The following is a 26,475-nucleotide window of genomic DNA, read 5'->3' as shown; positions in this document are numbered from 1 at the left end:
TTACTAATAACAACGTGGTACTTACAAATAAACAGGGCTTTCTATCAACCCGATGCGAAGTACTTTAACAGTAACCTCAGCCGGACATCAAGTTTTATTTAGATTTATTTTTACCACTAGCAAAACGTACTGGCTTTTACGGATTATAATTTGTTAAATTATTTCAGGTAAAGAACGTTATATTAAGCAGTAACTTAAAAGATGAATTACTTGTTAATTACAGTTTTTATTATATACAGCAAGATAATGAGCTGTACGAAGTTAAATTACTAACACTAGGGTCTGTTGATCTTTCAAGGTTAAATTTGCAGCAGTGTGTTTGGTATTTAGGCAAGGCTGAGCCTATGTGGTGTGGTTATTCCCCATAAATAGGCGATAACGTAGCATCAATGCCAAATATGCGCTGCCCGAAGGGTTCTGCCTAGGGGCGATTAACTCTTTGTTGCTCGGTTTTTACTTAGCCCACTAGGTTACAAACCTCACGCCGTGATTAAATCGCCCCTAGTTTGAACAAATTTTAATCCGTAAAGGTCAACAGACCCTAGAGTAATAATCAATAAAATCATTAATTAACAAAAGCTTATGTTGTTTTGTGTTTGATTCGGGTTACATGCACTTTTTAAATATAAAACGTATAAATTGGCAAAACGAATTTTGACTTTATACTGCTGGCCCACTAAGTTATTTACTTATGTCGAGTGTTTAACAGTATTGTTATAGCTGTATTTTAGGCTAATAAAAAGGGAGCTGTTTGGCTGGCTTTTGACTTTGCGACCTGTGCAGGGGAGCCTTGAGCAACAATTTGTCCGCCATGATCACCCGCACTGGGGCCCATGTCGATAACCCAATCGCTATTACTGGCAACCTGCATATCATGTTCGACCATAATAACGGTATTACCTGCATCTACAAGCTTATTTAATTGCACCATCAGCATTGCTATATCAGCTGGATGCAGGCCGGTAGTAGGCTCATCAAGTACATAAAGAGTATCACCGCGTTGTATGCGCTGTAATTCGGTTGCAAGTTTAATACGCTGGGCTTCGCCGCCAGATAACTCGGTTGCTGGCTGGCCGAGGCGTAAATATCCTAGGCCTACTTGTAACAAAGTGTCCAAAGCTCGCGATATTTGTGGTTCATCTATAAAAAATTGATGTGCAGATTCAACCGTTAAATCGAGTACTTGAGCAATGTTTTTATCGCGATAATACACTTCAAGTGTTTGCTCGTTATAACGCTGGCCTTGGCATACTTGGCACGGTGAATAAACACTTGGCAAAAATAACAGCTCAACACTAACAAACCCCACACCCTCACAATTAGCACAGCGGCCTTTTTTAACGTTGAACGAAAAGCGGCCCATATCGTAGCGTCGAGCTTTAGACTTGTTAGTGGATGCAAATAATTTGCGGACGTGATCAAATAAGCCAGTATAGGTGGCGAGGTTTGATCTGGGTGTACGCCCGATTGCCTTTTGGTCTACATTTACTAGACGTTTTACGTGCTGCATGCCATCTGTAATTTGCCCGCCAGTGGGAATTTCTAGTTCTTGCTCTAATAACTCGGCTTCGTCAGTTGGGCTCTCTAAAGTAGCTTTTTGTCCTAACGCATCATAGACCAGATCTACTAAAGCTTGACTAATGAGGCTTGATTTACCCGAACCAGAAACGCCGGTAACGGTTGTCATTACGCCCAATGGAAATTCAACATCTAATTTTTGTAAGTTATTACGCTCAATTGCTGCGAGCTTTAGCCAGGCTTGAGGTTGTCTGCAAGTGTGTTTGGTTATCGCGTCTGCAGTAAATAAAAATCGAGCGGTATGAGATTTAGCAACGCCTTGTAAACCACTAATAGGGCCGCTGTAAATCACTTCACCGCCATGCGTACCAGCATCTGGACCAACATCAACAATCCAATCGGCATGTTTAATCACGTTAACATCGTGTTCTACAACAAATACAGAGTTACCAGCTGCAATGAGTTGATCAAGCGCCCCAAGCAATGCTTGGGTATCTGCTGGATGTAGTCCTGCCGAGGGTTCATCTAAAACATAAACCACACCAAACAGTTGTGAACGAATTTGGGTTGCTAGTCGTAAACGTTGCAGTTCGCCTGCAGATAAAGTAGGTGTGGTACGTTGCAACGACAGATACCCTAAGCCAAGCGTTGTGAGTGCCTCTACTCGGGCCAAAATGTCGCTGGCAATTCGCTGAGCTACAATTGCTTTTTCTCTATTGGGCGCATTTTGGGTTGGCTTTATGTTAGCAATATCACGTAATCGCAGTGCTAGCTCTGTTAGTGTTAATTGCGATAACTCACCAATATCAAGGCCTGTAAACTTGACCGACAAGGATTGCTGTTTTAATTTTTTACCTTTGCAATCAGGGCATTCCGAAATTTGCATAAACTGTGATACACGTTTTTTAGTTCGCGGGCTTTGCGTGGTAGCAAAAGAGTGCAAAATAAAACGTTTAGCACTTGAGTATGTACCCATGTAACTCGGCTTCTCATTTTTTTCAATGGCGTTGCGAGTTTGCTCTTTGCTATATTGCGGATAAACAGGTACAACGGGAGTTTCGTCGGTAAATAGAATCCAATCGCGGGTTTTTTTAGGGAGTAATTTCCATGGTGTATCAATGTCATAACCAAGAGATACAAGTATACGGCTGAGGTTTTGTCCTTGCCACGCAGGTGGCCATGCAGCTATGGCGCGCTCGCGAATTGTTTTTGTATCATCAGGTACAAGTAACTTTTCAGTTACTGCAAACACTCGGCCAATACCATGACACAAGGTGCAGGCACCTTGTGGGGTGTTAGGTGAAAAGGCGTCGGCGTAGAGTATATTTTGACCGCTAGGGTAGTCGCCTGCACGAGAGTAGAGCATTCGCAGGGTATTAGAAATAGTAGTTACACTTCCCACAGATGAGCGAACCGATGGGGTGCCTCGTTGTTGTTGCAGTGCTACTGCAGGAGGTAGGCCGTTTATGTCATCTACATCGGGCTCATCTACTTGGTCAATTAATCTTCGCGCGTAAGGCGATACTGAATCGAGATAGCGGCGTTGTGACTCGGCAAACAAGGTGCCAAAAGCAAGAGATGATTTTCCAGAACCCGATATACCAGTAAAAACGATGAGTGTATTGCGGGGTAAGTCTACATCAACATTTTTTAAATTGTGAACCCGCGCGCCTCGGACCTGAATACAGTGCTCAGGTGCATTGGAAATGCTGTGTGTTTGCTGTTGAGGCGTGTGGTTGACAGACTGTGTTGCGTTTTTGCTGGTACTGCTCATAAAATTGCTGCTCCGGATTATATCGTGCTTTTCAATTTTTGATTTAGTTTGGCGTTGTTAGTCTAGCTTGTTTACCTTAACGTACCTGCATTTATACTTCAAACCTGCATTTTAGTTTATCTAGTTTGTATTATTACTTTATCGACAAATCGTATTTTAAAATAAGGGTATCTATATAGCGGGTTCTAAGTGTGTGTTGCTTTTCGTGATCGGCACCATGGCTCAAAGCTCGGTTTAGTAATTTTATAGCGGGGTGCAGTTTTGCACGCTCATCTTGATCTAACCCCGCTTTACTGCGTAATTCGGTTATGTCATCAACCACCAGGCGGCCTATATCAACAGCCACTATTTCGTCTATTAAGCCATTTTGAGTAAGCACGCCATATTTGCTGCATAAAAATTGCTGCCATACTTGTTGTACATGCTCTTCTATTTCGCAACCAAATAGTTCTTCGTTAAATTCAAACCCTTGCTGAGCAAGTTTAGTTAAGCTGGCGGTATATTGCCGGGCAAAGTAATTAAATGCCTGGCTGGATGAATCAATTTTTTGTTTTATTAGCCCTTGCCCCCAGTTTACACAACCTCGCGGGTAATAATCGTCGTACTCTTCGCATTCGTATAAACCCGAATATGAGCTACAACTTAGTTGGTTTTTAATACAATAACTAGGCTTAGGAAATACACTTTGCTGTTGCCAATGCTCAAGCTTATCTGCATCAATATTGAGTGCCTGGCATAGCTCGTCGGTATGATAAAAATGGGTTGTTAAGTACTGAGATAAACGCATAAAAGCTCGCCTAATATTAAAAATACAAACACTGTTTATATATACAGCTGTTCATTTTGTATTATCAAACTTAATATTACAAGCCATTTTATTACAAAATATGCGTTTACAGCTGCAAAAGCACACATAAATATGGTACAAATAGCGCAAGTTTTATAAAGAATGATTTTTTATGCGCAGCCTAGAACAAATTAAACAAGCAAGTCTTATTACAGCAATTAAAACACCTTATTTATCGAGTGGCGAAATTGACCTTGCAACATACGATCGCCTTGTCGAGTTACAAATAGCAGCTGGGGTTGATGGTATCGTTGTGGGCGGCACTACCGGCGAAGGCCAGTTAATGAACTGGGAAGAGCACTTAATGCTCATAGCCCATAGCGTAAATAAGTTTAGCAGTAAGCTAGTAATTGTAGGCAACACGGGCAGTAATAATACCCGAGAAGCGATTAAAGCCACTAAATATGGTTTTGCCAGTGGTATGGATGCTGCTTTGCAAATTAACCCTTATTATGGGCGCACCTCTATTGCAGGTGTAAAAGAGCATTTAAAGCGTGTTCTTGATATTGGCCCTGCATTTATTTACAACGTAGCGGGGCGTACAGGGCAAGATTTAACGCCTGATATTATTGAACCACTAGCAAAGCACGAGCATTTTATTGGTGTTAAAGAGTGTGGTGGTAACGAACGTATAGCTCATTATGAGAAGCAAGGCATAGCGTGTTGGTCGGGTAATGATGATGAAAGCCACGATGCTCGTCATACTCATGGCGCACATGGGGTTATTTCGGTCAGCTCTAATCTTATGCCAGAATTGTTTCGCCAGTTAATGGACGCGCCAAATGCTGCGCTAAATACGTCATTACAACCATTAATAAATTGGTTGTTTTGCGAGCCAAACCCAATTGCGATTAATACTGCACTTATGATGACTGAGGCAGTTAAACCGGTATTTAGATTACCATATTTACCCCTTAACGACGCGCAGCAACAGCAAGGTGAAAAGTTGATTAATCAGCTAAGCGCAAGTGATGTTGTTGGTGGCCATGCTCGCTGCATAAATGAACAAGAATTCTTTTTAATATCATAGAATTATTAGCCAGCGCTGAATGAAAATTCAGCGCTGGCTTTTTTTATTGTTTATTTTACTTTTTTTGTTAAAAAATGTAAGATCCTGCGTCCTATCATTAACTAAATATGTATATTTGTGAAATTTGTTGTTGAACAACTCGCTACATGGATCCAGCCAGAACAGCGACAAATAGAAAGCGATCATTGGTATGATAACTCGCCTATAACGCTTGATTGGGTTGCACCTATGCAACGCCGGCGTATGACTCGTTTTAGCAAAATGGTATTACACAGTGCTCAGCAAGTAAGTAGCGCTGATCAGTATACTAATTTATCGGCGGTGTTCTCATCGCGCCACGGGGACTTTCATAAAACAGCCAATTTATTAGTTGATATAGTTAATCAGCAACCATTATCGCCCACAGGTTTTGGCCTGAGTGTGCATAATGCCGCAGCCGGACTTTTTAGTATTATAAAAAGTAATACCTGTGCAATGAATGCTATTGCAGCAGGGGCTGAGAGTTTTATGTGTGCAATTGTAGAGGCCTACATTCGCCTTGTTGATAGCAATGAGCCGTACATGTTAGTAGTCCATAGCGATGAAATCCTCCCCGATATATATAACCAATTTGCTGACGAGCTACAAATTACTCATTCCATTGCTATGATAGTGCGCCTTGCTCAAGCAAATGAGCCGTGCTTTAGTTTAAATAAAGTACTTAACCCTGCTGCAAAAAATAGTAACTTACCAATGAGCCTGCAAGGTGCTAAAGCCCTACACGATAAAAAAAGTGCGATATTAACCCACACTACATTGGCTCATCATTGGCAACTTACCTACCATGATTAAACACATTATAAAAATAACAGGGCTTTGTTGGCGTGTGCTTGCAACCGGTGTTTGTTTTAGCGTGTTTGGCATAGGTGGTTTAGTACTGACATTAGTGGTTTTTCCGCTGCAAAACGTATTAGAAGCAGATGTAAACACCCGTAAAAACAGAGCAAGAGCGACAGTACATTACTGTTTTAAATTTTTTGTTGGATTAATGCATTACACAGGCGTTATTCGTTTTAATATTAAAGACAAAACCCAGCTTGCTAATTTAAACGGAAAATTAGTACTTGCCAATCACCCCTCTTTAATTGATGTGGTTGTGCTTATATCTGTGATTAAAAATGCAGATTGCGTAGTAAAAGCCCATTTATTTAAAAACCCCTTTATGCGCGGTGTAATTAAAAGTACTGGTTATATAAGTAACGAAGATCCAGAAGGTTTATTACGTGAATGTGAGCGCAGTATAAGCAAAGGAAATAACTTAATAGTTTTTCCTGAAGGCACACGTTCACAGCCCCATACTGCACTTAAGTTTAAACGAGGAGCGGCCAATATAGCACTTAGATGTAATGTGCCAATCGCTACAGTATTAATAAAAATGCAGCCTAATACCTTAACCAAGGGTACACCTTGGTATAAAGTAGCGCCTTATCAAGCGCACTTTAGCTTGCAGCTGGCCAGCAAGCAGTTTAACAGTAACCTGCCTTATGTTAGTGACACACCCGCTATACAATCTCGGCATTTAACTAACAGCTTACAACATTATTTTACAGAAGAACTGAGCAATTTATGACTGAATTAAAAGTACAAATTAAACAATTAATTATATCCAGCCTTGATCTAGAAGATATGACAACTGCAGACATTGCTGATGATGAAGCATTATTTGTTGATGGTTTAGGGCTCGATAGCATAGATGCACTAGAACTTGGTTTGGCAATAAAAAAACAATTTGATGTGAAAATAGATGCCAATTCAGAGCAAACAAAAGCGCACTTTGCCTCGGTGAATTCTTTAGCACACTTTATAGAACAAGCACGTTCTTAAATTATAAAAATATATAGGAATAACAATGAAAACCGCTGCTGAAATTTATGATGTATTACACGGCATTTTAGAAAACGATTTTGAGATAGACCCAGCCGACATAAACCTAGACGCCAACTTATATCAAGACCTTGATTTAGACAGCATTGACGCTGTTGACTTGGTAGTAAAACTAAGAGAAATCACCGGTAAAAAAATTGATCCTGATGCATTTAAGCAAGTACGTACTGTGCAAAATGTAGTTAGCGAAATAGAAAAGCTCGTTAACTAAATAAATGCTTAAAGCCTTGTTAACCACCCTTATTATGCTTTGTTTGGCCTGCTACCCAGTTATTGTGTATGTGGGCCTGACGCAGTTTAATAGCCAACTGCTATCGATCGTATTATTATTTTTGCTTGCACTACGCTTGTGGTTAAGCAAAGCATTATTTGACAAAATGCCGTGGTTAAAGCCAGCGACATTTTTAGCTGTGATAGCAATCGTATTGTCAAAAGTGTTCGACAGTGATGTGGGTTTACGTTTATACCCGGTGATTATTAACACTGTGATGTTGCTCGTGTTTAGCTACTCACTTTATAAAGGGCCATCAATAATAGAAACCTTTGCCCGCATCACTGAGCCTGAGCTCGATGAGCAAGGTGTGCAATACACTAAAAAAGTAACTCAGTTGTGGTGCGTTTTTTTTATAGTTAATGGTGGTATTGCCTTATATACCAGCCTGTTTGCTAGTTTGGCAGTGTGGGCTTTTTATAATGGTGTGATTGCTTATGTAGCTATGGGCGTGTTGTTTGCCTTAGAGTGGCTAGTCAGGCTAAAAGTAAAAAGGAAAGCGCGTGTTTAGTACCTTTCAAAGTAAAGTATTTCAAAGTAATAATGTTAGTGTGTGCTTTAATCATGAAAATAAGGCAGTGACACAACGCCAGTTTGTTAGCGATGTTAATCGGCTATTAGCTAAGTATTCACCGGGCACAGCGCCCACATCTGTGGTGTTATATAGCACTAACACTTATAAGTTTGCGGTGAGTTTAATGGCACTCACCTTGCGCGGTTGCACGGTTATACTGCCACCTAATGGTCAACCCGAAACACTCAAAGCCTTACTACAGCAAACGCCTTGTTTTTTAGGTGACTCAGAGCTTGTTGAACCACTGGGTATTGACTTTATCAATATAGAAAACTTGCCTGAACAGCCTGGCTTTTTTCCTTTAGCGCAACTTGTTTGGCCCAAAGAAGGGAACTTGGTGTTTTACACTTCAGGATCAACAGGTAAAGCTAAGCCAATTGTAAAGTCGTGGCAAACAATTAACAAAGAGCTGAGCATTTTATCAAGCAGTTATGCGTTAAAATGTATGCCAATGTTTATTGCTAGCGTATCGCATCAGCATATTTACGGGCTGCTATTTAGGTTGTTATGGCCACTTAGTACCGGACATGTCGTTGATACCGATTTACTACACTACCCAGAGCATATAGCCGCCAAGCTCAAGGACGCTAAACAAGTAGTGTTAATTTCTAGCCCCGCACAGCTAAAACGATTACGCGCAGACAACGTATTAATTGAACAAAAATCTCACTTACAATGGATATTTTCATCTGGTGGGCCGCTGGCAAACGAAGATGCAGTATCGCTATTCAGTCAGTTAAATAAACCAATAACACAAGTGTTTGGCAGTACCGAAACCGGTGGTATAGCGTATCGACAAGTTACCTCGCTTGAAAACGTGAGCTCATGGCAGCCGTTTTCAGGTATAAAAATGAGTGTTGGCACAGACGATAGACTCCTTTTAAATTCACCGTTAGTGAACCACAAAGATTACCCGCTTGACGATAGAGGTTTGGTGCTTAAAAGTGGTCAATTTAAACTGCTTGGTCGATTAGACAGAATTATAAAATTAGAAGAAAAACGCCTCAGTTTGGATGAACTAGAACACCACCTAGCAAGCAGTGAGTGGGTAAACGACGTTAAAGTAATTGTATTACCTGGGGCAAGGCAAGTAATAGGTGCGGTAGTTGTGCTTAGCCAGCAAGGGGTAAAACATTTACAAAGTGAAAGTAAATTAGCCACTAATAAGCTTTTAAAAGAGCATGCACTAACGCGTTTTGAGCGCATTTGTACGCCTAAAAAGTGGCGTTTTATAGAGCAGTTACCTTATAACAGCCAAGCTAAATTAAACTTAAAAGCATTGGAGCACTTTTTTGACAAAGTTGATTAAAACGCAGCCGCAACTACTTAAATGTGAGCAAACCGAGCAAGGTTATCAATTAAGTTTATTTGTGCCCAAGGATTTAGATTACTTTAATGGCCATTTTAAAGACGGCCCTATTTTAGCAGGCGTAGTGCAGCTAGATTGGGCGGTTGCTGCAATTTGTAAGCAGTATAATATTCAATTAGCGGTAAAGAATGTCGAAGTGCTAAAGTTTCAGGTGGTGATTACGCCAGGCCTTACTATGGTATTAGCCATAGAGCAAAAAGCGCTTAATAAGTATGTGTTTTCTTATCGCTCGGCCAAGGGACAACATGCATCTGGGCGGATTGTTTTTGAAAGTGTTGTTTAAATGAATAAGTTTTGTATTGTGATTCCAAACTACAATCATACCTCTGTGATAGCGGAGGTATTAACCAGCCTTGCTGAATATAACTTACCAATTATTATGGTTGATGATGCAAGCAATGATGCAGCTAAAGCAGTGTTTTCTGCACTTGCACAGCAGCATCCGTTACTTACAATTGTTACCCATGAGCACAACCAAGGTAAAGGTGGGGCGGTACAAAGCGGTTTGCATTATGCGTATCAGCAAGGGTATTCCCATGCTATTCAAGTTGATGCCGACGGCCAACATAACTTGGCCGATTTAGCGCAGCTTTTGCGCCTGTCAAACGCCAATCCACAGGCATTAGTAAGCTGTTGCCCAATATACGACGCTTCAGTGCCTAAGCATCGCTATTTAGCACGGTACTTAACTCATGTGTGGGTATGGATTGAAACCCTCAGTTTTGAAATTGTTGACTCTATGTGTGGCTTTCGAGTGTATCCGCTGGGAGCCTGCGAAAAACTGTTAAAAGAAGTTAAGCTGGGCAAGCGGATGGACTTTGATCCTGAAATATTAGTGCGTTTATATTGGCGTAATGTGCCGTTTATATTTTTACCTAGCCAAGTGATCTATCCAGAAAATGGACTTTCTCACTTTCAGCCATTGCACGACAACGTGCGTATATCTTGGCTACACACGCGATTGTTTTTTGGTATGTTAGTGCGCTCGCCTTGGCTTATAGCACACAAATTAAAGAGACGTTATGGCCGTTAAACATTGGTCTAAAATGCAAGAGCGCGGTAATTATTTAGGCATTCAAACTCTGCTATTTACACATAAAATACTGGGTCGCAAAGGGCTGTGGCTAATTTTGTTTCCTGTGGTGGTGTATCTCTTTATTACTGGTAGGGTTGCCCGTGCTGCTTCAAAACAGTTTTTACAGCAAGTAAATTTGTACACCGGCACTGGGCAAAGCGTGACACTTAAGCAGCAACTAAAGCACTTTTGTAGTTTTGCCGACAGCGCCTTTGATAAAATAGATGGTTGGCTTGGGCGTATTAGCTTAAGTGATATTGAATATACCAACGAGCATTTATTTAGCCAATTAAATGAGCAACGCCAAGGGGCTATTTTTATTGGCTCGCATTTGGGTAATTTAGAAGTGTGCCGAGCGCTTAGCCAACATCGCAGTGGCAAAGTTATTAACGTGCTGGTGTTTACTCATCATGCAGTAGAATTTAATAAAATGCTGAAAAAAATTAACCCCAACGTAGCGGTTAACTTAACTCAAGTAACTGACTTAGGCCCAGGTTTAGCTATTTTATTGAAAGAAAAAATTGAGCAAGGCGAAATTATTGTTATTGTTGGCGATCGCACCAGTACCACCACTGCCGCGCGCTCTGTGCAAGTGCCTTTTTTAGACAAGCCAGCCCCGTTTTCTCAAGGACCTTTTATTTTAGCGGCATTACTTGATTGCCCAGTTTATTTTTTGTTTTGTTTAAAAGATAAGAAAATCAATAAGTACCACGTAATATTTGAGCAATACAGCAATAGCTTAAAAATGCCACGCACCCAACGACAGGCAATTTTAAACCAAGTTATTACAGACTATGCGCAGCGTTTAGGTCACTATGCGGCGCAATATCCTTATCAATGGTTTAATTTTTACGATTTTTGGCAAAATGATCAGCAAGTCGCCCGCGATCAAGCAAAGGAGAAATAGAAGTGCCAGTTCAAAACACACAGCTTTTTGGTCAGCAGCGATTATCAATCGAAAACATTGTTGATATTGCACATAACCAAACCCAAGTGCAAATTAGTGGTTGCAGCGAATTTAGTAGCAAAATTAATAGTGCGCTGAGTTTTTTAGATACATTATTAAAAGAAGACGGCGTTATTTACGGTGTAACTACCGGTTATGGCGACTCAGTAACCGTAGCAGTACCATTAAGTTTAGTAGATGAACTCCCCCTACATTTAACGCGATTTCATGGATGTGGACTAGGCGACGTATTTAATAAAGTACAAGGACGAGCAATTTTAGCCACGCGGCTTACGTCTTTATCGCAAGGCTACTCGGGTATTAGCTGGGAAATGCTGAATTTACTGCGCGACTACTTAAATCACGATATTGTACCGGTTATTCCTCAAGAGGGATCGGTAGGTGCCAGTGGCGACTTAACGCCATTATCTTATGTTGCTGGTGCTATGATAGGCGAGCGCGACGTATATTATAAAGACACCGTACGTAATAGCTTAGCGGTAATGCAAGAAGTGGGTTTAACGCCGCTCGTGCTGCGCCCAAAAGAAGGCCTTGCAATAATGAATGGCACCGCGGTAATGACTGCATTAGCCTGCTTAGCCTTCGACAGAGCCAATTATTTAGCCAAATTAGCCAGTCGTATTACCGCCATTGCTAGCTTAGCGCTCAAAGGAAATAGCCATCATTTTGATGAAATTTTATTTTCGGTAAAACCTCACCCAGGGCAGCAGCAAATAGCACGTTGGATCAGAGATGATTTAAATCATCACGACCATCCACGTAATGCCGACCGCCTGCAAGATCGCTACTCAATTCGCTGTGCACCGCATGTTATTGGTGTGCTGCAAGACAGCTTGCCGTTTTTTAGGCAAATGATCGAAAACGAATTAAACTCAGCCAACGACAACCCAATTATTGATGGCGAAGGGGAGCATGTACTGCACGGCGGGCATTTTTATGGCGGCCACATTGCCATGGCAATGGACAGCATGAAAACCGCAGTAGCTAACTTAGCTGATTTAGCCGATCGACAAATAGCCTCATTGGTTGATACTAAATATAACAATGGTTTAGCGTCTAATTTATCCGACAGTGCCCCTGAGCGTCGTTATATAAATCATGGTTTTAAAGCGGTACAAATTGGTGCCAGTGCTTATACTGCTGAGGCATTAAAATTAACTATGCCTGCCAGTGTATTTTCGCGCTCTACCGAGTGTCACAATCAAGACAAAGTAAGTATGGGTACCATAGCCTCGCGCGATTGTTTACGTATTTTACAGCTTACCGAGCAAGTGATGGCCAGTACCTTATTAGCCGCTATTCAAGGGTTAAGGCTGCGAATTAAACAAGGCGAATTAGAATTTACGAGTTTAACTGACGATATGCAGCATATGTATAGCGATATAACAGGTTACTTTGAAAACCTGACCGAAGACAGACCAATGGAAGCGGTGCTAAGACAAACTATTAGCTATATTCAAAGCAAACGCTGGGCGCTTTATGAATAATAAAGGCGCATTACTTTCGCACAGCGTAGAAATAGAAATCCCTTTTCATGATTGCGATCCAATGAATGTAGTGTGGCATGGTAATTACCCACGCTATTTAGAAATTGCTCGTTGTGAGTTACTCAGAATATTTGACTACGACTACCTGCAAATGAAAGACTCTGGATTTGCGTGGCCCATTGTTGATATGCAAATTAAATACGTAGCATCAGCTGTATTTACACAAAAAATTAAAGTGGCAGCGTATTTAAAAGAGTATGAAAACCGCTTACGTATTGATTATGTTATTACCGATGCAATCAGTAATAAGCGCATTACCAAGGCGTCCACTACACAAGTGGCGGTAGAAATTAGCTCCAAAGAAATGCAATTTGTTTCACCCCCAATACTTTATGAAAAACTAGCCCCTTTTTTAAAGTAGCTGGCAATTAAAGGAGAAGGAATGACAATGTTTAAATTATTTATAACCAGCGTATTGCTGCTATTTTGTAGTGCATTGCAAGCAAACACTGTATCGCAGGTAAATACCACATTAAAGGCTGATATAGTAACGGGTGAGTTTAAACAATATAAACAACTTGCTGGTTTTGCATCGCCGTTCGTCTCCTCTGGAGTGTTTTCTCTAAATGCCAAAAAGCTAGTATGGCAAGTAGAACAACCGGTAAGAAGCGCATTGATTGTAGAAAATGGCCAGGTATTGGTTGAAAATGCTAAAGGGGAGTTTGTACCACAGCCAGGCAGTGAGCAGTTTGTAGGGCTTTTAACTGACTTACTCAGTGTAGATATGAGCGCCCTTGCAACACGCTTTAGTATAAAAGCGCAAAACAATTGCCTGCAACTAACCCCAAAAGAAGCGTTGTTACAGCAATTATTTAGCCACTTTACTTTGTGTGAAAGTGATAAAACGGTACACAGCATCATCCTTTATGAGCATTCAGGTAGTAAAACAACTATTGAGTTTAGTTACCCTGAGCAGCCTTAACGGCTCAATCGTTTAAATAGTTAATTAATGGAATAGTGGATTGAAGAAACGAATTGGCATTGTTTTTATTTGGTTTAGTGGTTTAATTTTGCTTTTAACCAGTATATTTTGGCTGACTAAACCTACATTTAGTGCTGATATGTTTAGTTTGCTGCCAAAATCGCATTCTCAATTAGCTTATGGCGAACAGCTGTTTTTTGAAAAAAATGCCCACCGTGTGGTGTTTTCATTTGCTGGTGAACAAAAAAATAACGCCCACGATGAATTTAACAATTGGCTTGAGCAGCAAGATATAACAAGCACATTTAATTTTCCCTCTATAAACGCTTTAACAACCACATTTGCGCCTTATAAATATGCACTATTAAGTAAGCCCTATAAGCAAAAAATAGCAGACAAAGCCAGCTTTGAGCAGTTTTACCTGCAGCAATTAAATCAGTTAGGATCGCCATTTGTTAGTGCTACATTAAGTACTGATATTAGTTTAAGTTTAGCTGGCTTTATTAGCGAAAACTTAAGCCAAAGCCAAGTTTTTACTATTAAACAAAACCGCCTCACTCGCCAGTATGAGGGAGTTGAATATGCAATGCTTTTTGCCACACTGCCAGAGCCAAACTTGAGCATTAATAATGCAATTAGCTTAGCTGCTAAAATTAAAACGCAAATAAACACTCTAAGTAAAGCGTACCCAAATACCACTATTTCCTATTCAGGGGTGCTGTTTCATACGGCTGAAAATGCCCAACAAGCAAAATACGAAATGAGTTTGTTTGGTGGTATTAGCCTAATGGCACTAATGGTTATGGTGTTTTGGGTATTTAGAGCGATTAGCAGTATTTTATTAGCGAGCTTTACAGTGCTTAGCGCATTAATGGGCGGCGCTATTGCTATGTTATTGGTGTTTAACAGCATTCATTTATTAACCTTGGTATTTGCCGTAACCTTAATAGGTATTGCTATTGATTACGCCTTTCATGGCATGACCGATTTAGCCAAAGCAGCAAATGAAACTGCACAGCAAGCCTCTTCTAACGGCTATAGCAAAGGGGTGAAATCAGCGTTATTACTCTCTTTTATTACGACCGCATTAGGCTACAGCTGCTTATTAGGTGCGCCGTTAACTTTATTAGCGCAAGTGGCAGTGTTTGTTATAGCGGGCTTATTTAGTGCATGGCTGTTTACTGTGTTAATTTTACCATTTTGGCAGCAAACACTGCGTGTATCGACATCAAGTTTATTACTCAGTAAAAAAATAACGCGGGTGTTTTTGTACTGTAATAAAATAAAAAAACCACTGTTTATTGCGCTAAGTATAGTGCTTGCAAGCTTATTGGTATTAAAACCGATTGAGTTTAATGATGATATTAGATTGCTTAATGCCAGCTCTGAGCAGCTAATGGCAAGTGAAAAAAAACACTTAACTTTACTAGATCAATGGCGCAGCCATATAGTATTTATTATTGGCGACAATGCACAACACGTGTTACAAAAACAACAGCGGTTAGTTAGCGATTTAACCGCGAGTAACCCGCATATTAAACACAATGCCATTAACCGATGGCTGCCTAGTATTGAGCAGCAAAAAAATAATTTAGCGGTGTTTAATCAAGCTAAAAAAAGTGGTGTATTTGCACTCACCGAGCAATTAACTGGGCGGCAATTAAGTAGCGGGCCCGCGCAATTTATTACCTATAACGCATTATTAAATAGCGAATTTAAACCCTTATTGTTAGCGCAAATGCATGTTGATCCGCAGCAAGCCATAACCTGGATGACAATTAGCAATATTAATACACAGAGCTTAAGCGCCGCGCTTTTAAAAGATGATGGCTTATTGCTATATAATAAACCGCAGCAAATTAGTGCGTTATTAAGCGATTACCGAGCATACTTATTGTTAAGTTTAGTGCTTGCAGGGGCCATTAGTTGGTTACTTTTTAGTTGGCGTTTTGGCGTAAAAATTGCCACTTTACAACTGTTAAGCTTGTTATTAGTGGTTGTTAGCATGCTGTGGGTGTGTAATGCAATTCAAGGCAGCCTGTCGTTATTTAATATGTTGGGCGCGTTGCTAGTGGTAGCCTTAGCTATTGACTACCTTGTTTTTTATCAAATAAATAAGTTACAGCCAAAAAATATATTGGCAATTAGTTTATCTGCAGCGTCTTCTATGTGGGTGTTTGGTATGTTAAGTGCCTCAAGCACCCCTGCTATTTTTAGTTTTGGACTTACCGTAATGGTAGGGATTTTAGCGGTATATATTTTATCGCCGCTGAGTGTATTACCCTCGCAAAAGGAAGGATAAAGTGAATAACCCTGAGCAGTTTGATGTTGTTGTAATTGGTGCGGGCCCCTCTGGCGCACTTGCAAGTAGCCTTTTAGTGCAAAAAGGCTGGCGAGTATTAGTACTTGAGCAACAGATTTTTCCGCGCTTTACTATAGGTGAGAGCTTGTTACCGCAATGTATGGAGTATTTGGCCGACGCTAATTTAGTCGCTCCATTGCATGAACACGCTGCTAGTTTGGGGTTTCAGTTTAAAAACGGCGCTGCGTTTCATCGATCGGGTGAAAATACCGCGATTAATTTTACCGAAAAATCATCACCAGGGCCAGGTACTACTTATCAAGTGAAAAGAGGGCTGTTTGATAAATTACTAGCCGATAATGCACAGCTGCAAGGGGCTGTTATTCGTTATCAGCACAGTGTTAAAGACTACAAGGTTACTGATGTTTTTGAAAACAGTTCCGATAAAAACAATACCGATAAAAATGGTGGTGCAACCTTATTAGTACACGACGCGCAGCAGCAGCCTTACCAAGTTCAAGCACGCTTTGTGTTAGATGCCAGTGGCTTTGGCCGAGTATTACCTAAACTACTAAACTTAGAGCTACCCTCTAACTTTCCGGTACGCAGTGCTTACTTTAGCCACTTTGTAGATAATATTAGCGATGAAAATTTTGATCGTAATAAAATACTCATTACCGTACACCCAGAGCATCGAGATATATGGTATTGGCTAATTCCCTTTAGTGATGGCACCGCAAGTATTGGTGTTGTAGCAGAGTCTGAGCGTTTTAATGACGATGAAGCAGAGGTAATATTAAATCGCTTTTTAGAGCAAGATCCACATTTAAAAGCACTGCTAGCTAAACGCGAATTAATTGGGCCAGCTCGCAGCATAACAGGCTACTCCTCTAATGTGAGTAAGTTGTATGGGCAGCATTTTGCGTTATTAGGCAATGCGGGAGAGTTTTTAGATCCGGTGTTTTCATCAGGAGTAACCATTGCGCTTAAGTCAGCAAGTTTAATTGCCCCTTTGGTCGATCAGTATTTAAAAGGAGAGACGATTGACTTTGAGCAACATTATGCAAAACCGCTACAAGCGGGAGTTAACTGTTTCAGAACTTTTGTTACAGGCTGGTACGATACGCGCTTTCAAGACGTCATATTTCATACAGAGCAAAACAAGCAAGTGCGAGAGATGATCAGTGCAATTTTAGCCGGATACGCATGGGACACGAGTAACCCATTTGTTGCACAAAGTGAGCGCCGCTTAAATGTGCTAGCTCAGCTCTGTCGAACCTAATATGTCGAAATTAATATGTCGAAATTAATATGTTGAAACTAATATGCTTAAACTAATACTCCAGCGTGCGCTGATATTGCTAACCTGCATAATGCTGTCAGCCTGTGCAAGTCAGTTTAGCTCCAGTGCAGCTATTAGCATAGCGCCTGCGGCTAGCTTAAATTTAAATAGTATGGCGCCATCAATGTTTGGCTGCTCTTGGCAGCAAGTGTTATTTATTACCACTGGGCAAGAGCAGCATACCTTGTTATCGCATTTGGCGGTTAATGAGGCGGGTGGGGTTAAGCTGCTGATGATGACCAGCCAAGGCTTTCCGATTGTAGAGCTTGAAAAGCCACCCAAAGAGCCAATTAAAGCTAAAAAAATGCTTGTCGGCGTCGATATAAATCCCGCTTATGTACTGGCTGATATTGCCTTAGTCCATTGGCCTGTCGCGTTTATAAATGAGCAGCTGAGCGGCGCATTGGTGGAACAAGTAGGCACATACAGGCAGGTGCTGCAAAATCATAAAACCCTGATCACCATTGACTATAACGACGATGCAATTACGCTGCATAATATTGTTCGTGATTATAAAATAATATTTAAAAAGGTAACTCAGTGACATATTGGCTAAATAACTTAGGTATTGTTAGTGCGATGGGAGTAGGCCAGCAGGCAACGCTCGATAGCTTAAACAGTTATAACTCTGCAACGCCTATATTAACTCTAAATTCTACACTTAGCGCGCAACAACAGCCGTTATATGTTGGCCAAGTAACCTCGGTTGCGTTGGCGCAAAAAAAACGTATAAATACCTTTATTGATATGTGCTTAGCGCAACTACAAACTACTATTGAGCAGTTTTCGCATATCGATAAATCGCGTATTGCGGTGGTGTTAGGCACGAGTACTTCGGGTATTGCAGATGGTGAACGGGCTCGTGCTCATTTTGAACACACAGCGCAATGGCCCAATGACTTTCATTATTATGAACAAGAACTTGCTACCCCAGCACACTATATTGCGCAAAAACTTGATGCGCAGGGACCTTGTTATAGTATTTCTACGGCCTGTACCTCAAGCGCAAAAGCATTACTAAGTGCCCGCGCACTGCTAAAAGCTGATATGGCCGATGTTGTTATATGCGGTGGCGTTGACACCCTATGCCAACTTACTCTCAATGGTTTTGATTCGTTAGCGTCGTTAAGTACCGGAGTTTGCCAGCCGTTTTCAAGTAACCGAGATGGTATTAATATTGGTGAAGGCGCAGCATTATTTGTAATGAGTAAAGGCCTAAGCGAAATTACAGATACGGCAATTGCGCTGTACGGTGGCGGCGAAAGCTCTGATGCACATCATATTTCAGCACCCGATCCCAATGGTATGGGCGCGCAATCTGCAATGCAAAAAGCACTAAAACAAGCGCAATTAGCTGCCCATGAAATTGACTACATCAATGCACACGGTACCGCAACGCTCAAAAATGATGAAATGGAGGCACTTGCAATTAATCGTGTGTTTGGCAACAATACGCCACTGAGCTCAAGCAAGCACTTAACCGGGCATACCTTAGGAGCTGCAGGCGCAATTGAAGCCGCGCTATGCTGGCTACTTCTAAAAGGGCAAGGCCAGTATGCATTGCCCTATAACGTATTATCAACAGGCGGTAACTTGGCCGATGTAAAAGTAATAAAACAAGCATTTAAGCCCAAATTGCGTTACTGCTTGTCAAACTCATTTGCCTTTGGTGGCAATAACGCTAGTTTAGTTTTAGGTATTGCCAATGAATAAGCTGAGCAGTAATCATTACGCAATTGAGCAGTTGCTTGCCCACGACGCACCAATGATTTTAATTGACACTTTAACGCATTATAGTGCCGAGAGTGCGCGTTGCCAGGTAACGATTACACCACAAAGTGCATTTTATAACGCCGATATTGCCGGTGTACCCAGTTACATTGGGGTTGAGTACATGGCGCAGTCAATAGCTGCTTACGCAGGCGCATTAGCAAACGATGCAAATGAGTCACCTAAAATAGGTTTTTTAATTGGTACGCGTAAATATCAAACCCATCAAGCGTGTTTTAAAGTTAATAGTAACTTAACCATTAAAGTGCATAAACTGTATCAAGAAGAGTCTGGGTTGAGTGTGTTTGAATGCCAAATAAACCACGGCGATACATTAGCATGTGAAGCAAAAATTAATGTTTTTCAGCCCGAAAATCCGCTGGAATTTATAAGAGATAATCAATGACAAAACGAATTTTAGTTACAGGTTCAAGCCGTGGCATAGGCAGGGCTATTGCGCTTAAATTAGCATCCCAAGGGTATGACATTACAGTGCATTGTAAAAGTGGTGTGGCAGATGCACAAGCAACTTGCGCAGCAATACAGGCATTAGGCCAAGCTACTAGCTTATTACAATTTGATGTATGCGACAGAGCCGCCGCCAAAGCACAAATAGAGCAAGACATAGCCCAGCATGGCGCTTATTACGCCGTGGTATGTAACGCGGGTATAACCAATGATATGGCGTTTCCGGCAATGCAAGGCGAGGACTGGGATTGCGTTATTCGTACCGGACTTGATGGCTTTTATAATGTAGTGCACCCCACGGTAATGCCTATGGTGCAAAACCGTAAAGGCGGGCGTATTGTAACTATGGCTTCTGTATCGGGTATTGCCGGTAACCGTGGGCAAGTAAATTACAGTGCGGCAAAAGCCGGTATTATTGGCGCTACTAAAGCGTTGTCGTTAGAGCTGGCTAAGCGAAAAATAACCGTAAACTGCGTTGCACCTGGGTTAATAGAAACCGCAATGACTGACGAGTTACCGGTAGACGAAATGCTAAAAATGATCCCGCTTAAGCGTATGGGCACAGTAGAGGAAGTTGCGGGTACTGTGGCATTTTTAATCTCAGATGATGCGGCCTACATTACCCGCCAAGTCATTTCAGTTAACGGCGGTATGGTGTAATGAAGCGTGTTGTAGTGACAGGTATGTCGGTGATCACCGCACTTGGCGATGAATGGTCGGTATTTAAACAAGCACTGATCAGAGGCGAAAATGCAGTGACCACTATGGCACAGTGGGACAAAGCACCAGAGCTTAATACGCGTTTAGCGGCGCCGGTTACTCATTTTGAGCGACCGAGCCATTATAAGCGTAAACAAATACGCTCAATGGGGCGAGTGGCGCTTATGTCAACACGCGCTACAGAGTGCGCGTTAGAGCAAGCCCAATTGCTTAATCATAGTAGCTTAACCGATGGCTCTACGGGGATTTCTTATGGCTCATCTATAGGCTCAACCCCGCCGTTACTCGCGTTTGCTAATATGATGGAGTCGGGCTCTATGTCTGGGGTAACAGCCACTAGTTATATTCAAATGATGGCGCATACTGCTCCGGTTAATGTTGGAGTGTTTTTTGGCTTAAAAGGGCGAGTGATCACCACAAGCTCAGCCTGTACCTCGGGCTCACAAGGTATTGGTTATGCCTATGAAGCAATAAAATTTGGTCGTCAAAAGGTAATGGTTGCTGGTGGTGCAGAGGAGTTATGCATTACCGAAGCCGCAGTATTTGATACCTTATATGCTACCAGCACAAAAAACGACACACCCACATTAACCCCTAGGCCATTTGATAAAGACCGTGATGGATTAGTGATTGGCGAAGGTGCTGGCACACTGATTTTAGAAGAGTACGAACACGCAAAGGCCCGTGGTGCCACTATACTGGCAGAAGTGGTGGGTTTTGGTTGTAATAGTGATGGTGAGCATGTTACTCAGCCTACCTCTAAAACAATGCAAATAGCGATTGAACAGGCCCTACAAGATGCTAATTTAACTGCCCAGCAAATTGGTTATGTAAGTGCGCACGGCACTTCAACCGATCGAGGCGATATAGCAGAGTCGCATGCCACTTTTAACGCTTTAGGGGCAAAACCCATTAGCTCTTTAAAAAGTTATTTAGGCCACACTTTGGGCGCATGCGGTGCTATTGAAGCGTGGGCGACGATTAATATGATGAATGATAACTGGTTTGCCCCCACAATAAACCTCACCGAGGTAGATAACGACTGCGCTCAACTTGACTACATAACAGAGCAAGGGCGAGAAATTAACACCGATTATGTAATGAGTAATAACTTTGCTTTTGGCGGTATTAATACCTCTTTAATATTTAAACGCTATAAAACAGATTAAACCATGCAAAAGTAAAGTAATGACTAACTGTTAGCACTTTTTTACTGTATAATTTGCGACCCTTGATAATGTGGCCGCAGGTTATATACCATGAATTTTAAATCTTTTAGTTTTGCTCCTGAACTTGTTCAGGCGTTAGACGAACTTAACTATCACACCCTTACGCCCATTCAGCGCGCAGCAATTCCTGCTGTTCGTAAAGGTAAAGACGTTTTAGCAAGTGCACAAACGGGGACGGGTAAAACCGCCGCGTTTGCGCTACCAATTATTCAAAAATTATTTGAGTCTGAAGTAAGCACTACTAATGCTCCGCATGCTTTAGTTTTAGCGCCTACGCGCGAACTTGCAGAGCAAATAGCAAATAACTTTAAAGACTTCGCAAAACACACTTCGTTAAAAGTAGTCAGCTTATTTGGCGGTGTTAACACCGCAGGCCAAGCTAATGCACTTAAAGAAGGTGTTGATATTGTAGTAGCAACGCCAGGGCGTTTACTTGATCATATTCGCTTAGGTAACTTAAGCCTTGCCAGCGTAAAGCACTTAGTACTTGATGAAGCCGACCGTATGCTCGATATGGGCTTTATTGAAGAGATGCAAGGCGTTATAAAAAGCTGCGCTGACGATCGTCAAATCTTGTTGTTTTCAGCCACTTTCCCAGCAGCAATTAAACAGTTTGCATCTAAAGTATTAAAACAGCCAGAAATAGTACGTGTTGATCAAACAAACAGTACTGCTAGCACTGTAGCGCATGTGGTTTACCCAGTTGAAGAGCGCCGTAAGCAAGAGCTGCTTTCTGAGCTAATTGGTAAGAAAAACTGGCAGCAAGTGTTAGTATTTGTAAACATGAAAGAAACAGCCGATGAGCTAGTAACAGAGCTTAACCTTGATGGTATTCCGGCTGCGGTTTGTCATGGCGATAAGTCACAAGGTAATCGTCGTCGTGCGCTGCGTGAATTTAAAGAAGGTAAAGTACGTGTATTAGTGGCAACAGAAGTTGCGGCGCGTGGTATTGATATTGATGGTTTACCGCGTGTAATTAATATTGACTTACCTTGGCTTGCAGAGGACTACGTACATCGTATTGGTCGTACTGGCCGCGCAGGTAAAGAAGGCCAAGCAATTTCGTTTGTAAGCCGTGAAGAAGAAAACATGTTGTTTGAAATTGAAACCTTAATTGGTCAAAAAATTAAACGTGTTTACTTAGAAGGCTATGCAGTAAGTAACCGTGAAGTATTAATTGATAAAATTGGCAAAAAGCCTGCACACTTACGTCGTACTCGTGCTAATAAGCCATCTGGTCAAGCAACTGGCGAAGCAAGAGCAGTAAATCGCTCACGTATTTCTAAAATACGTAAAAGCTTAAAAGGCGAAAAACTGTCGCTTAAAAAGTAATTAATAATGCGCTAACCTAATATGGTTATTTGCAGTTACAAAAAAACCTGAGCTTGCTCAGGTTTTTTTATGGCTTAATTTAATAAAACGCTTATTTTGCGTTTTCTAGCATTGAAAGCGCCACCGCTTCAGCGGCTTTAATACCATCAATACCTGCCGATAAAATACCACCGGCATAGCCTGCGCCTTCGCCAGAAGGGTAAAGCCCTTTAGTATTAATACTTTGAAGTGTTTTATCGCGCTTAATACTTACCGGCGAAGAGGTACGTGTTTCTACACCTGTTAGTAAGCCATCATTAGTTGAAAAACCACGAATTTGCTTATTAAATGCCGGAATTGCTTCACGCAGAGCATCAATTGCATATTTAGGTAATACATCGGCTAAATCGGTTAATTTAATACCCGGCGTATAAGATGATTGCACATCGCCTAAAGCTGATGACGATTTACCCTTTAAAAAGTCGCCAATAAGTTGTGCTGGCGCATCGTAATTACTGCCGCCAAGTTCGTATGCTTGTTTTTCAAGTTTACGTTGTAACTCAATACCCGCTAATGGGTGACCCGGGAAGTCTTGCTCTGGCGAAATACCTACAACAATAGCGCTGTTTGCATTGCGCTCACTACGAGAATATTGGCTCATACCATTGGTAACAACTAGGCCTTCTTCAGAGGTGGCTGCAACCACAGTCCCCCCTGGGCACATACAAAAACTATATACGGTACGGCCATTATCACAGTGGTGAACTAGTTTGTAATCAGCAGAGCCCAAAATGGGGTTACCTGCATTGTCACCAAAGCGGCACTCATCGATCATAGATTGCTTATGCTCGATCCTAAAGCCCACCGAAAATGGTTTAGCTTCCATGTAAATACCTTTTTTATATAGCATATCAAAGGTATCACGGGCACTGTGACCCACAGCAAGCACTACATGGCGGGTATTTAGCTGCTCGCCATTTGACAAGGTTAAGCCCGTTACTTGGCCGTCTTCTAAATGAATGTCGTCTACGCGAGTGCTAAAGCGAATTTCGCCGCCAAGTTCTACAATATGCGCGCGCATTTTTTCAATCATAGTTACCAGTTTAAAGGTTCCTATGTGTGGCTTACTTACGTATAAAATTTCTTCTGGCGCGCCAGCGGCAACAAACTCGGTAATAACTTTACGGCCATAATGTTTTGGATCTTTTACTTGGCTGTATAATTTTCCGTCGGAGAATGTACCTGCGCCGCCTTCACCAAATTGTACATTTGACTCGGTATTTAGTGCGCGCTTACGCCAAAAACCAAAGGTATCTTTAGTGCGCTCGCGTACTTCTTTACCACGCTCTAATATAATTGGCTTAAAGCCCATTTGTGCCAACACTAAACCTGCAAATAAACCACAAGGGCCAAAGCCAATTACGACAGGGCGCTCTTTTAAATCGTTATTTGCCTGGGCAACAAACTTATAAGCGGTGTCGGGTGCTACTTTTACATGCTGATCTTTGGCAAAAGTTGTGAGTAACTGCTCTTCGTTATTAACGCTTATATCTAAGGTATAAATAAGTAAAATAGCTGTTTTTTTACGGGCATCGTAACCACGTTTAAACACATTAAAACTATGTAACTGTTCTGGCGTTATTTTTAGCTTACTGACAATGGCATCTTTAATTGCATTTTCGTCATGATCTAGCGGTAGTTTTATTTCGGTTAAACGTATCATTTTGTCTCATTTAGGTGTCTTAGCGGGCTTTTAATTACCGCTCACAATAAGGGGAGTAGCGCAAATAGCACCACAAAACATTAGGCGCTTATTTTACGTTAAATTACGCTATTATGGCACTTATATATTGTATTTTAGCCTTGGTTGGGTATGATCCGCCGTTGTCGTTATAAAACCTTAGGCATTGAACCATTATGGCATTTGTAGTCACCGAAAACTGTATTAAATGTAAGTACACAGATTGCGTATCAGTGTGCCCAGCAGATGCATTTTTTGAAGGCCCTAACTTTTTAGCTATAAGCCCAATTGATTGCATTGACTGTGGTTTATGCGTACCTGAATGTTCAGCTGATGCTATTTATCAAGAAGATGAATTACCAGAGTCACAACAAGAGTTTACCGAACTAAATGCCGAGCTTGCACTTATATGGCCACGCATTACGCAGGCAAAACCAGCCCCAGCCGATGCTGATGAGTGGAATGGTATTGCTGATAAACTCAAGCTTATTGAAACCTAATCGCTGCGCTTAAATACTTCTTTATTATTAATTAGTTAATGTTATGCAAAAAACTATTTGCAAGGTATTAACAAATCCATTGGTATAAACTACAATCCACGCCAGAAATTACTCTTATTGAGTAATTTAAGTCTAAATGGATGTTTATGCAGTACTTAATAATAATAAAAAACAATCAGTGTTCTTTATTTTAAGCTTTTTCTTTCTTTTACTCACCACTCCAAGCGCGCTTGCCAATAAACAACACTATTCACTCACGCGTATTAATAAAAATATAACAGTAGATGGGGTAATGAATGAGGCACATTGGCAAGATGCCACGCGCATTGCATTGCAGTTTCAAGATGAACCAAATGAAAAAGGTACGCCACCGGTAAAAACCGATGCTTATATATACGAAGACGGCAGTAACTTATATGTAGCGTTTGTTGCACACGATCCTGACCCAACGCACATTCGCGCTGCACTGCGAGATCGCGATACTCTGTGGCAAGATGACACCGTCGCACTAGTAATTGATACCTTTAATGATGAGCGCTCTGGTTATGAATTTTATGTGAACCCGCTAGGGGCTCAGGGCGATATTCGCATGACCGACACCGATGGCTGGCAACAAGACCTTTCTTGGAATGCCATTTGGGATAGCGCAGGCAAGATTACTGAGCAAGGTTATGTGGTAGAAATGCGTATTCCTTTTAAAGCGCTGCGTTTTGCACAAAATAAAGAGCAATTAACCTGGGGTTTTGCCCTAATGCGCAATTATCAACGAGATGTGCTTTATCAGTTATCAAACATTGGGTTTGATCGCGATATTAAGTGCAGCCTTTGCCAGTTTGATAAACTTACCGGCTTTGAAAAAATAACGGCCAGCAAAAACCTGCAATTAACGCCTACTTTAACTGCGCTGCGTAACGATACCAAATCACAGTTACCGGGTGATTGGGAAAATGGCGATGTAAACGCCGAAGTGGGTATAGATTTACGCTGGGGCTTAAGCCAAGACGCCGTTATAAACACCACTATAAATCCAGACTTCTCGCAAGTGGAAACCGACTCTCTGGCGCTGGATATTAATACCACTTACTCTATATACTATGAAGAAAAACGGCCGTTTTTTTAGACGGTGCGTCATATTTTAAAAGTAGTTTATTTGTAAGCGCGCAATTAAACCCACATACCAATATTAATGCTACCTATGCATAATTTACTCAGCATATTAACCTGAGGTAATTATGAATAAACAGCAAAAAATAAAACACTGGCAAGGCATTTTTG

Annotated in this window: 25 protein-coding genes and 1 pseudogene; 23 read left to right on the top strand and 3 right to left on the bottom strand. The window is 41.3% G+C overall.

The window, feature by feature from the left end:
- Nucleotides 1–727: 727 nt before the first annotated feature.
- Both uvrA and H5058_RS14550 read right to left on the bottom strand, forming a co-directional pair.
- Nucleotides 728–3,292, bottom strand: a complete 2,565-nt coding sequence (gene uvrA / locus H5058_RS14555; protein WP_182678814.1) for an excinuclease ABC subunit UvrA — start codon at nucleotides 3,290–3,292, stop codon at nucleotides 728–730.
- Between the two features lie 133 nt (nucleotides 3,293–3,425).
- Entirely contained in the window at nucleotides 3,426–4,079 is a 654-nt protein-coding gene (locus tag H5058_RS14550) for a DUF6058 family natural product biosynthesis protein (RefSeq protein WP_089369237.1), read from the bottom strand.
- A 172-nt stretch (nucleotides 4,080–4,251) separates the two neighbouring features.
- Between H5058_RS14550 and dapA the strand changes: the two genes are divergently transcribed.
- The 21 genes from dapA to H5058_RS14445 all read left to right on the top strand — a co-directional run bounded on the left by dapA (nucleotide 4,252) and on the right by H5058_RS14445 (nucleotide 22,980).
- Nucleotides 4,252–5,169 (top strand): 4-hydroxy-tetrahydrodipicolinate synthase, encoded by a 918-nt coding sequence (dapA, locus tag H5058_RS14545; RefSeq protein ID WP_011330016.1) that lies wholly within the window; start codon nucleotides 4,252–4,254, stop codon nucleotides 5,167–5,169.
- 117 nt (nucleotides 5,170–5,286) lie between these two features.
- Complete coding sequence (locus H5058_RS14540) at nucleotides 5,287–6,000, top strand: beta-ketoacyl synthase chain length factor (RefSeq protein ID WP_086995798.1); 714 nt, start codon at nucleotides 5,287–5,289, stop codon at nucleotides 5,998–6,000.
- A complete protein-coding gene (locus tag H5058_RS14535; RefSeq protein WP_089369240.1) occupies nucleotides 5,993–6,778 on the top strand; it encodes a 1-acyl-sn-glycerol-3-phosphate acyltransferase in 786 nt (261 codons plus the stop codon). The genes H5058_RS14540 and H5058_RS14535 overlap by 8 nt, the downstream gene beginning before the upstream one ends.
- Nucleotides 6,775–7,032: a phosphopantetheine-binding protein gene (locus H5058_RS14530; protein ID WP_011330019.1), complete on the top strand. Its 258-nt coding sequence runs from the start codon at nucleotides 6,775–6,777 to the stop codon at nucleotides 7,030–7,032. Before H5058_RS14535 ends, H5058_RS14530 begins: the two co-directional genes overlap by 4 nt.
- A 25-nt stretch (nucleotides 7,033–7,057) precedes the next feature.
- The gene (locus tag H5058_RS14525; RefSeq protein WP_011330020.1) at nucleotides 7,058–7,303 is read left to right on the top strand and encodes an acyl carrier protein; all 246 of its coding nucleotides are present in this window, start codon (nucleotides 7,058–7,060) and stop codon (nucleotides 7,301–7,303) included.
- Nucleotides 7,304–7,307: 4 nt separating this feature from the next.
- The gene (locus tag H5058_RS14520; RefSeq protein ID WP_086995804.1) at nucleotides 7,308–7,874 is read left to right on the top strand and encodes a hypothetical protein; all 567 of its coding nucleotides are present in this window, start codon (nucleotides 7,308–7,310) and stop codon (nucleotides 7,872–7,874) included.
- A complete protein-coding gene (locus tag H5058_RS14515) occupies nucleotides 7,867–9,246 on the top strand; it encodes an AMP-binding protein (protein ID WP_182678811.1) in 1,380 nt (459 codons plus the stop codon). Before H5058_RS14520 ends, H5058_RS14515 begins: the two co-directional genes overlap by 8 nt.
- Nucleotides 9,230–9,589: a thioester dehydrase gene (locus tag H5058_RS14510; RefSeq protein WP_011330023.1), complete on the top strand. Its 360-nt coding sequence runs from the start codon at nucleotides 9,230–9,232 to the stop codon at nucleotides 9,587–9,589. The genes H5058_RS14515 and H5058_RS14510 overlap by 17 nt, the downstream gene beginning before the upstream one ends.
- Nucleotides 9,590–10,339: a glycosyltransferase family 2 protein gene (locus tag H5058_RS14505; RefSeq protein WP_182678809.1), complete on the top strand. Its 750-nt coding sequence runs from the start codon at nucleotides 9,590–9,592 to the stop codon at nucleotides 10,337–10,339.
- Entirely contained in the window at nucleotides 10,329–11,288 is a 960-nt protein-coding gene (locus tag H5058_RS14500; protein WP_182678806.1) for an acyltransferase, read from the top strand. The genes H5058_RS14505 and H5058_RS14500 overlap by 11 nt, the downstream gene beginning before the upstream one ends.
- Nucleotides 11,289–11,290: 2 nt before the next feature.
- On the top strand, nucleotides 11,291–12,835 hold the full coding sequence (hutH, locus tag H5058_RS14495; RefSeq protein ID WP_182678804.1) for a histidine ammonia-lyase: 1,545 nt from the start codon (nucleotides 11,291–11,293) through the stop codon (nucleotides 12,833–12,835).
- On the top strand, nucleotides 12,828–13,256 hold the full coding sequence (locus H5058_RS14490; protein WP_011330027.1) for a thioesterase family protein: 429 nt from the start codon (nucleotides 12,828–12,830) through the stop codon (nucleotides 13,254–13,256). The genes hutH and H5058_RS14490 overlap by 8 nt, the downstream gene beginning before the upstream one ends.
- Before the next feature lie 21 nt (nucleotides 13,257–13,277).
- Nucleotides 13,278–13,817, top strand: a complete 540-nt coding sequence (locus tag H5058_RS14485) for an outer membrane lipoprotein carrier protein LolA (RefSeq protein WP_089369246.1) — start codon at nucleotides 13,278–13,280, stop codon at nucleotides 13,815–13,817.
- A gap of 40 nt (nucleotides 13,818–13,857) precedes the next feature.
- Complete coding sequence (locus H5058_RS14480) at nucleotides 13,858–16,119, top strand: MMPL family transporter (protein ID WP_182678802.1); 2,262 nt, start codon at nucleotides 13,858–13,860, stop codon at nucleotides 16,117–16,119.
- Between the two features lies 1 nt (nucleotide 16,120).
- Nucleotides 16,121–17,401: an NAD(P)/FAD-dependent oxidoreductase gene (locus tag H5058_RS14475; RefSeq protein WP_089369248.1), complete on the top strand. Its 1,281-nt coding sequence runs from the start codon at nucleotides 16,121–16,123 to the stop codon at nucleotides 17,399–17,401.
- Between the two features lie 184 nt (nucleotides 17,402–17,585).
- Nucleotides 17,586–18,005 carry a DUF3261 domain-containing protein gene (locus H5058_RS14470; RefSeq protein WP_259398639.1) on the top strand — a complete coding sequence of 140 codons (420 nt, stop codon included), beginning with the start codon at nucleotides 17,586–17,588 and terminating at the stop codon, nucleotides 18,003–18,005.
- Entirely contained in the window at nucleotides 18,002–19,174 is a 1,173-nt protein-coding gene (locus H5058_RS14465) for a beta-ketoacyl-ACP synthase (protein ID WP_182678798.1), read from the top strand. The genes H5058_RS14470 and H5058_RS14465 overlap by 4 nt, the downstream gene beginning before the upstream one ends.
- Entirely contained in the window at nucleotides 19,167–19,637 is a 471-nt protein-coding gene (locus tag H5058_RS14460; RefSeq protein WP_259398638.1) for a hotdog family protein, read from the top strand. The genes H5058_RS14465 and H5058_RS14460 overlap by 8 nt, the downstream gene beginning before the upstream one ends.
- Complete coding sequence (fabG, locus tag H5058_RS14455) at nucleotides 19,634–20,359, top strand: 3-oxoacyl-ACP reductase FabG (RefSeq protein WP_182678795.1); 726 nt, start codon at nucleotides 19,634–19,636, stop codon at nucleotides 20,357–20,359. The genes H5058_RS14460 and fabG overlap by 4 nt, the downstream gene beginning before the upstream one ends.
- Entirely contained in the window at nucleotides 20,359–21,588 is a 1,230-nt protein-coding gene (locus H5058_RS14450) for a beta-ketoacyl-ACP synthase (RefSeq protein ID WP_089369252.1), read from the top strand. The genes fabG and H5058_RS14450 overlap by 1 nt, the downstream gene beginning before the upstream one ends.
- Nucleotides 21,589–21,678: 90 nt before the next feature.
- Nucleotides 21,679–22,980 carry a DEAD/DEAH box helicase gene (locus H5058_RS14445; protein WP_011330036.1) on the top strand — a complete coding sequence of 434 codons (1,302 nt, stop codon included), beginning with the start codon at nucleotides 21,679–21,681 and terminating at the stop codon, nucleotides 22,978–22,980.
- Nucleotides 22,981–23,071: 91 nt separating this feature from the next.
- On the opposite strand, the gene H5058_RS14440 is transcribed toward H5058_RS14445, so the two are convergent.
- Nucleotides 23,072–24,682, bottom strand: a complete 1,611-nt coding sequence (locus H5058_RS14440; RefSeq protein ID WP_182678793.1) for an NAD(P)/FAD-dependent oxidoreductase — start codon at nucleotides 24,680–24,682, stop codon at nucleotides 23,072–23,074.
- 194 nt (nucleotides 24,683–24,876) lie between these two features.
- Here H5058_RS14440 and fdxA point away from each other — a divergent pair, with 194 nt between their 5' ends.
- Together fdxA and H5058_RS14430 are read left to right on the top strand one after the other, a co-directional pair.
- Nucleotides 24,877–25,200, top strand: a complete 324-nt coding sequence (gene fdxA / locus H5058_RS14435; protein WP_011330038.1) for a ferredoxin FdxA — start codon at nucleotides 24,877–24,879, stop codon at nucleotides 25,198–25,200.
- Between the two features lie 146 nt (nucleotides 25,201–25,346).
- Nucleotides 25,347–26,352, top strand: a pseudogene (locus tag H5058_RS14430) (DUF5916 domain-containing protein); the annotation flags it as partial.
- Nucleotides 26,353–26,475: the final 123 nt, after the last annotated feature.

Origin of the sequence: Pseudoalteromonas sp. SR45-4, from assembly GCF_014163535.1 — a bacterium.
Taxonomy (GTDB): domain Bacteria; phylum Pseudomonadota; class Gammaproteobacteria; order Enterobacterales; family Alteromonadaceae; genus Pseudoalteromonas; species Pseudoalteromonas nigrifaciens.
This window is presented reverse-complemented; position numbering and strand designations above follow the sequence as displayed.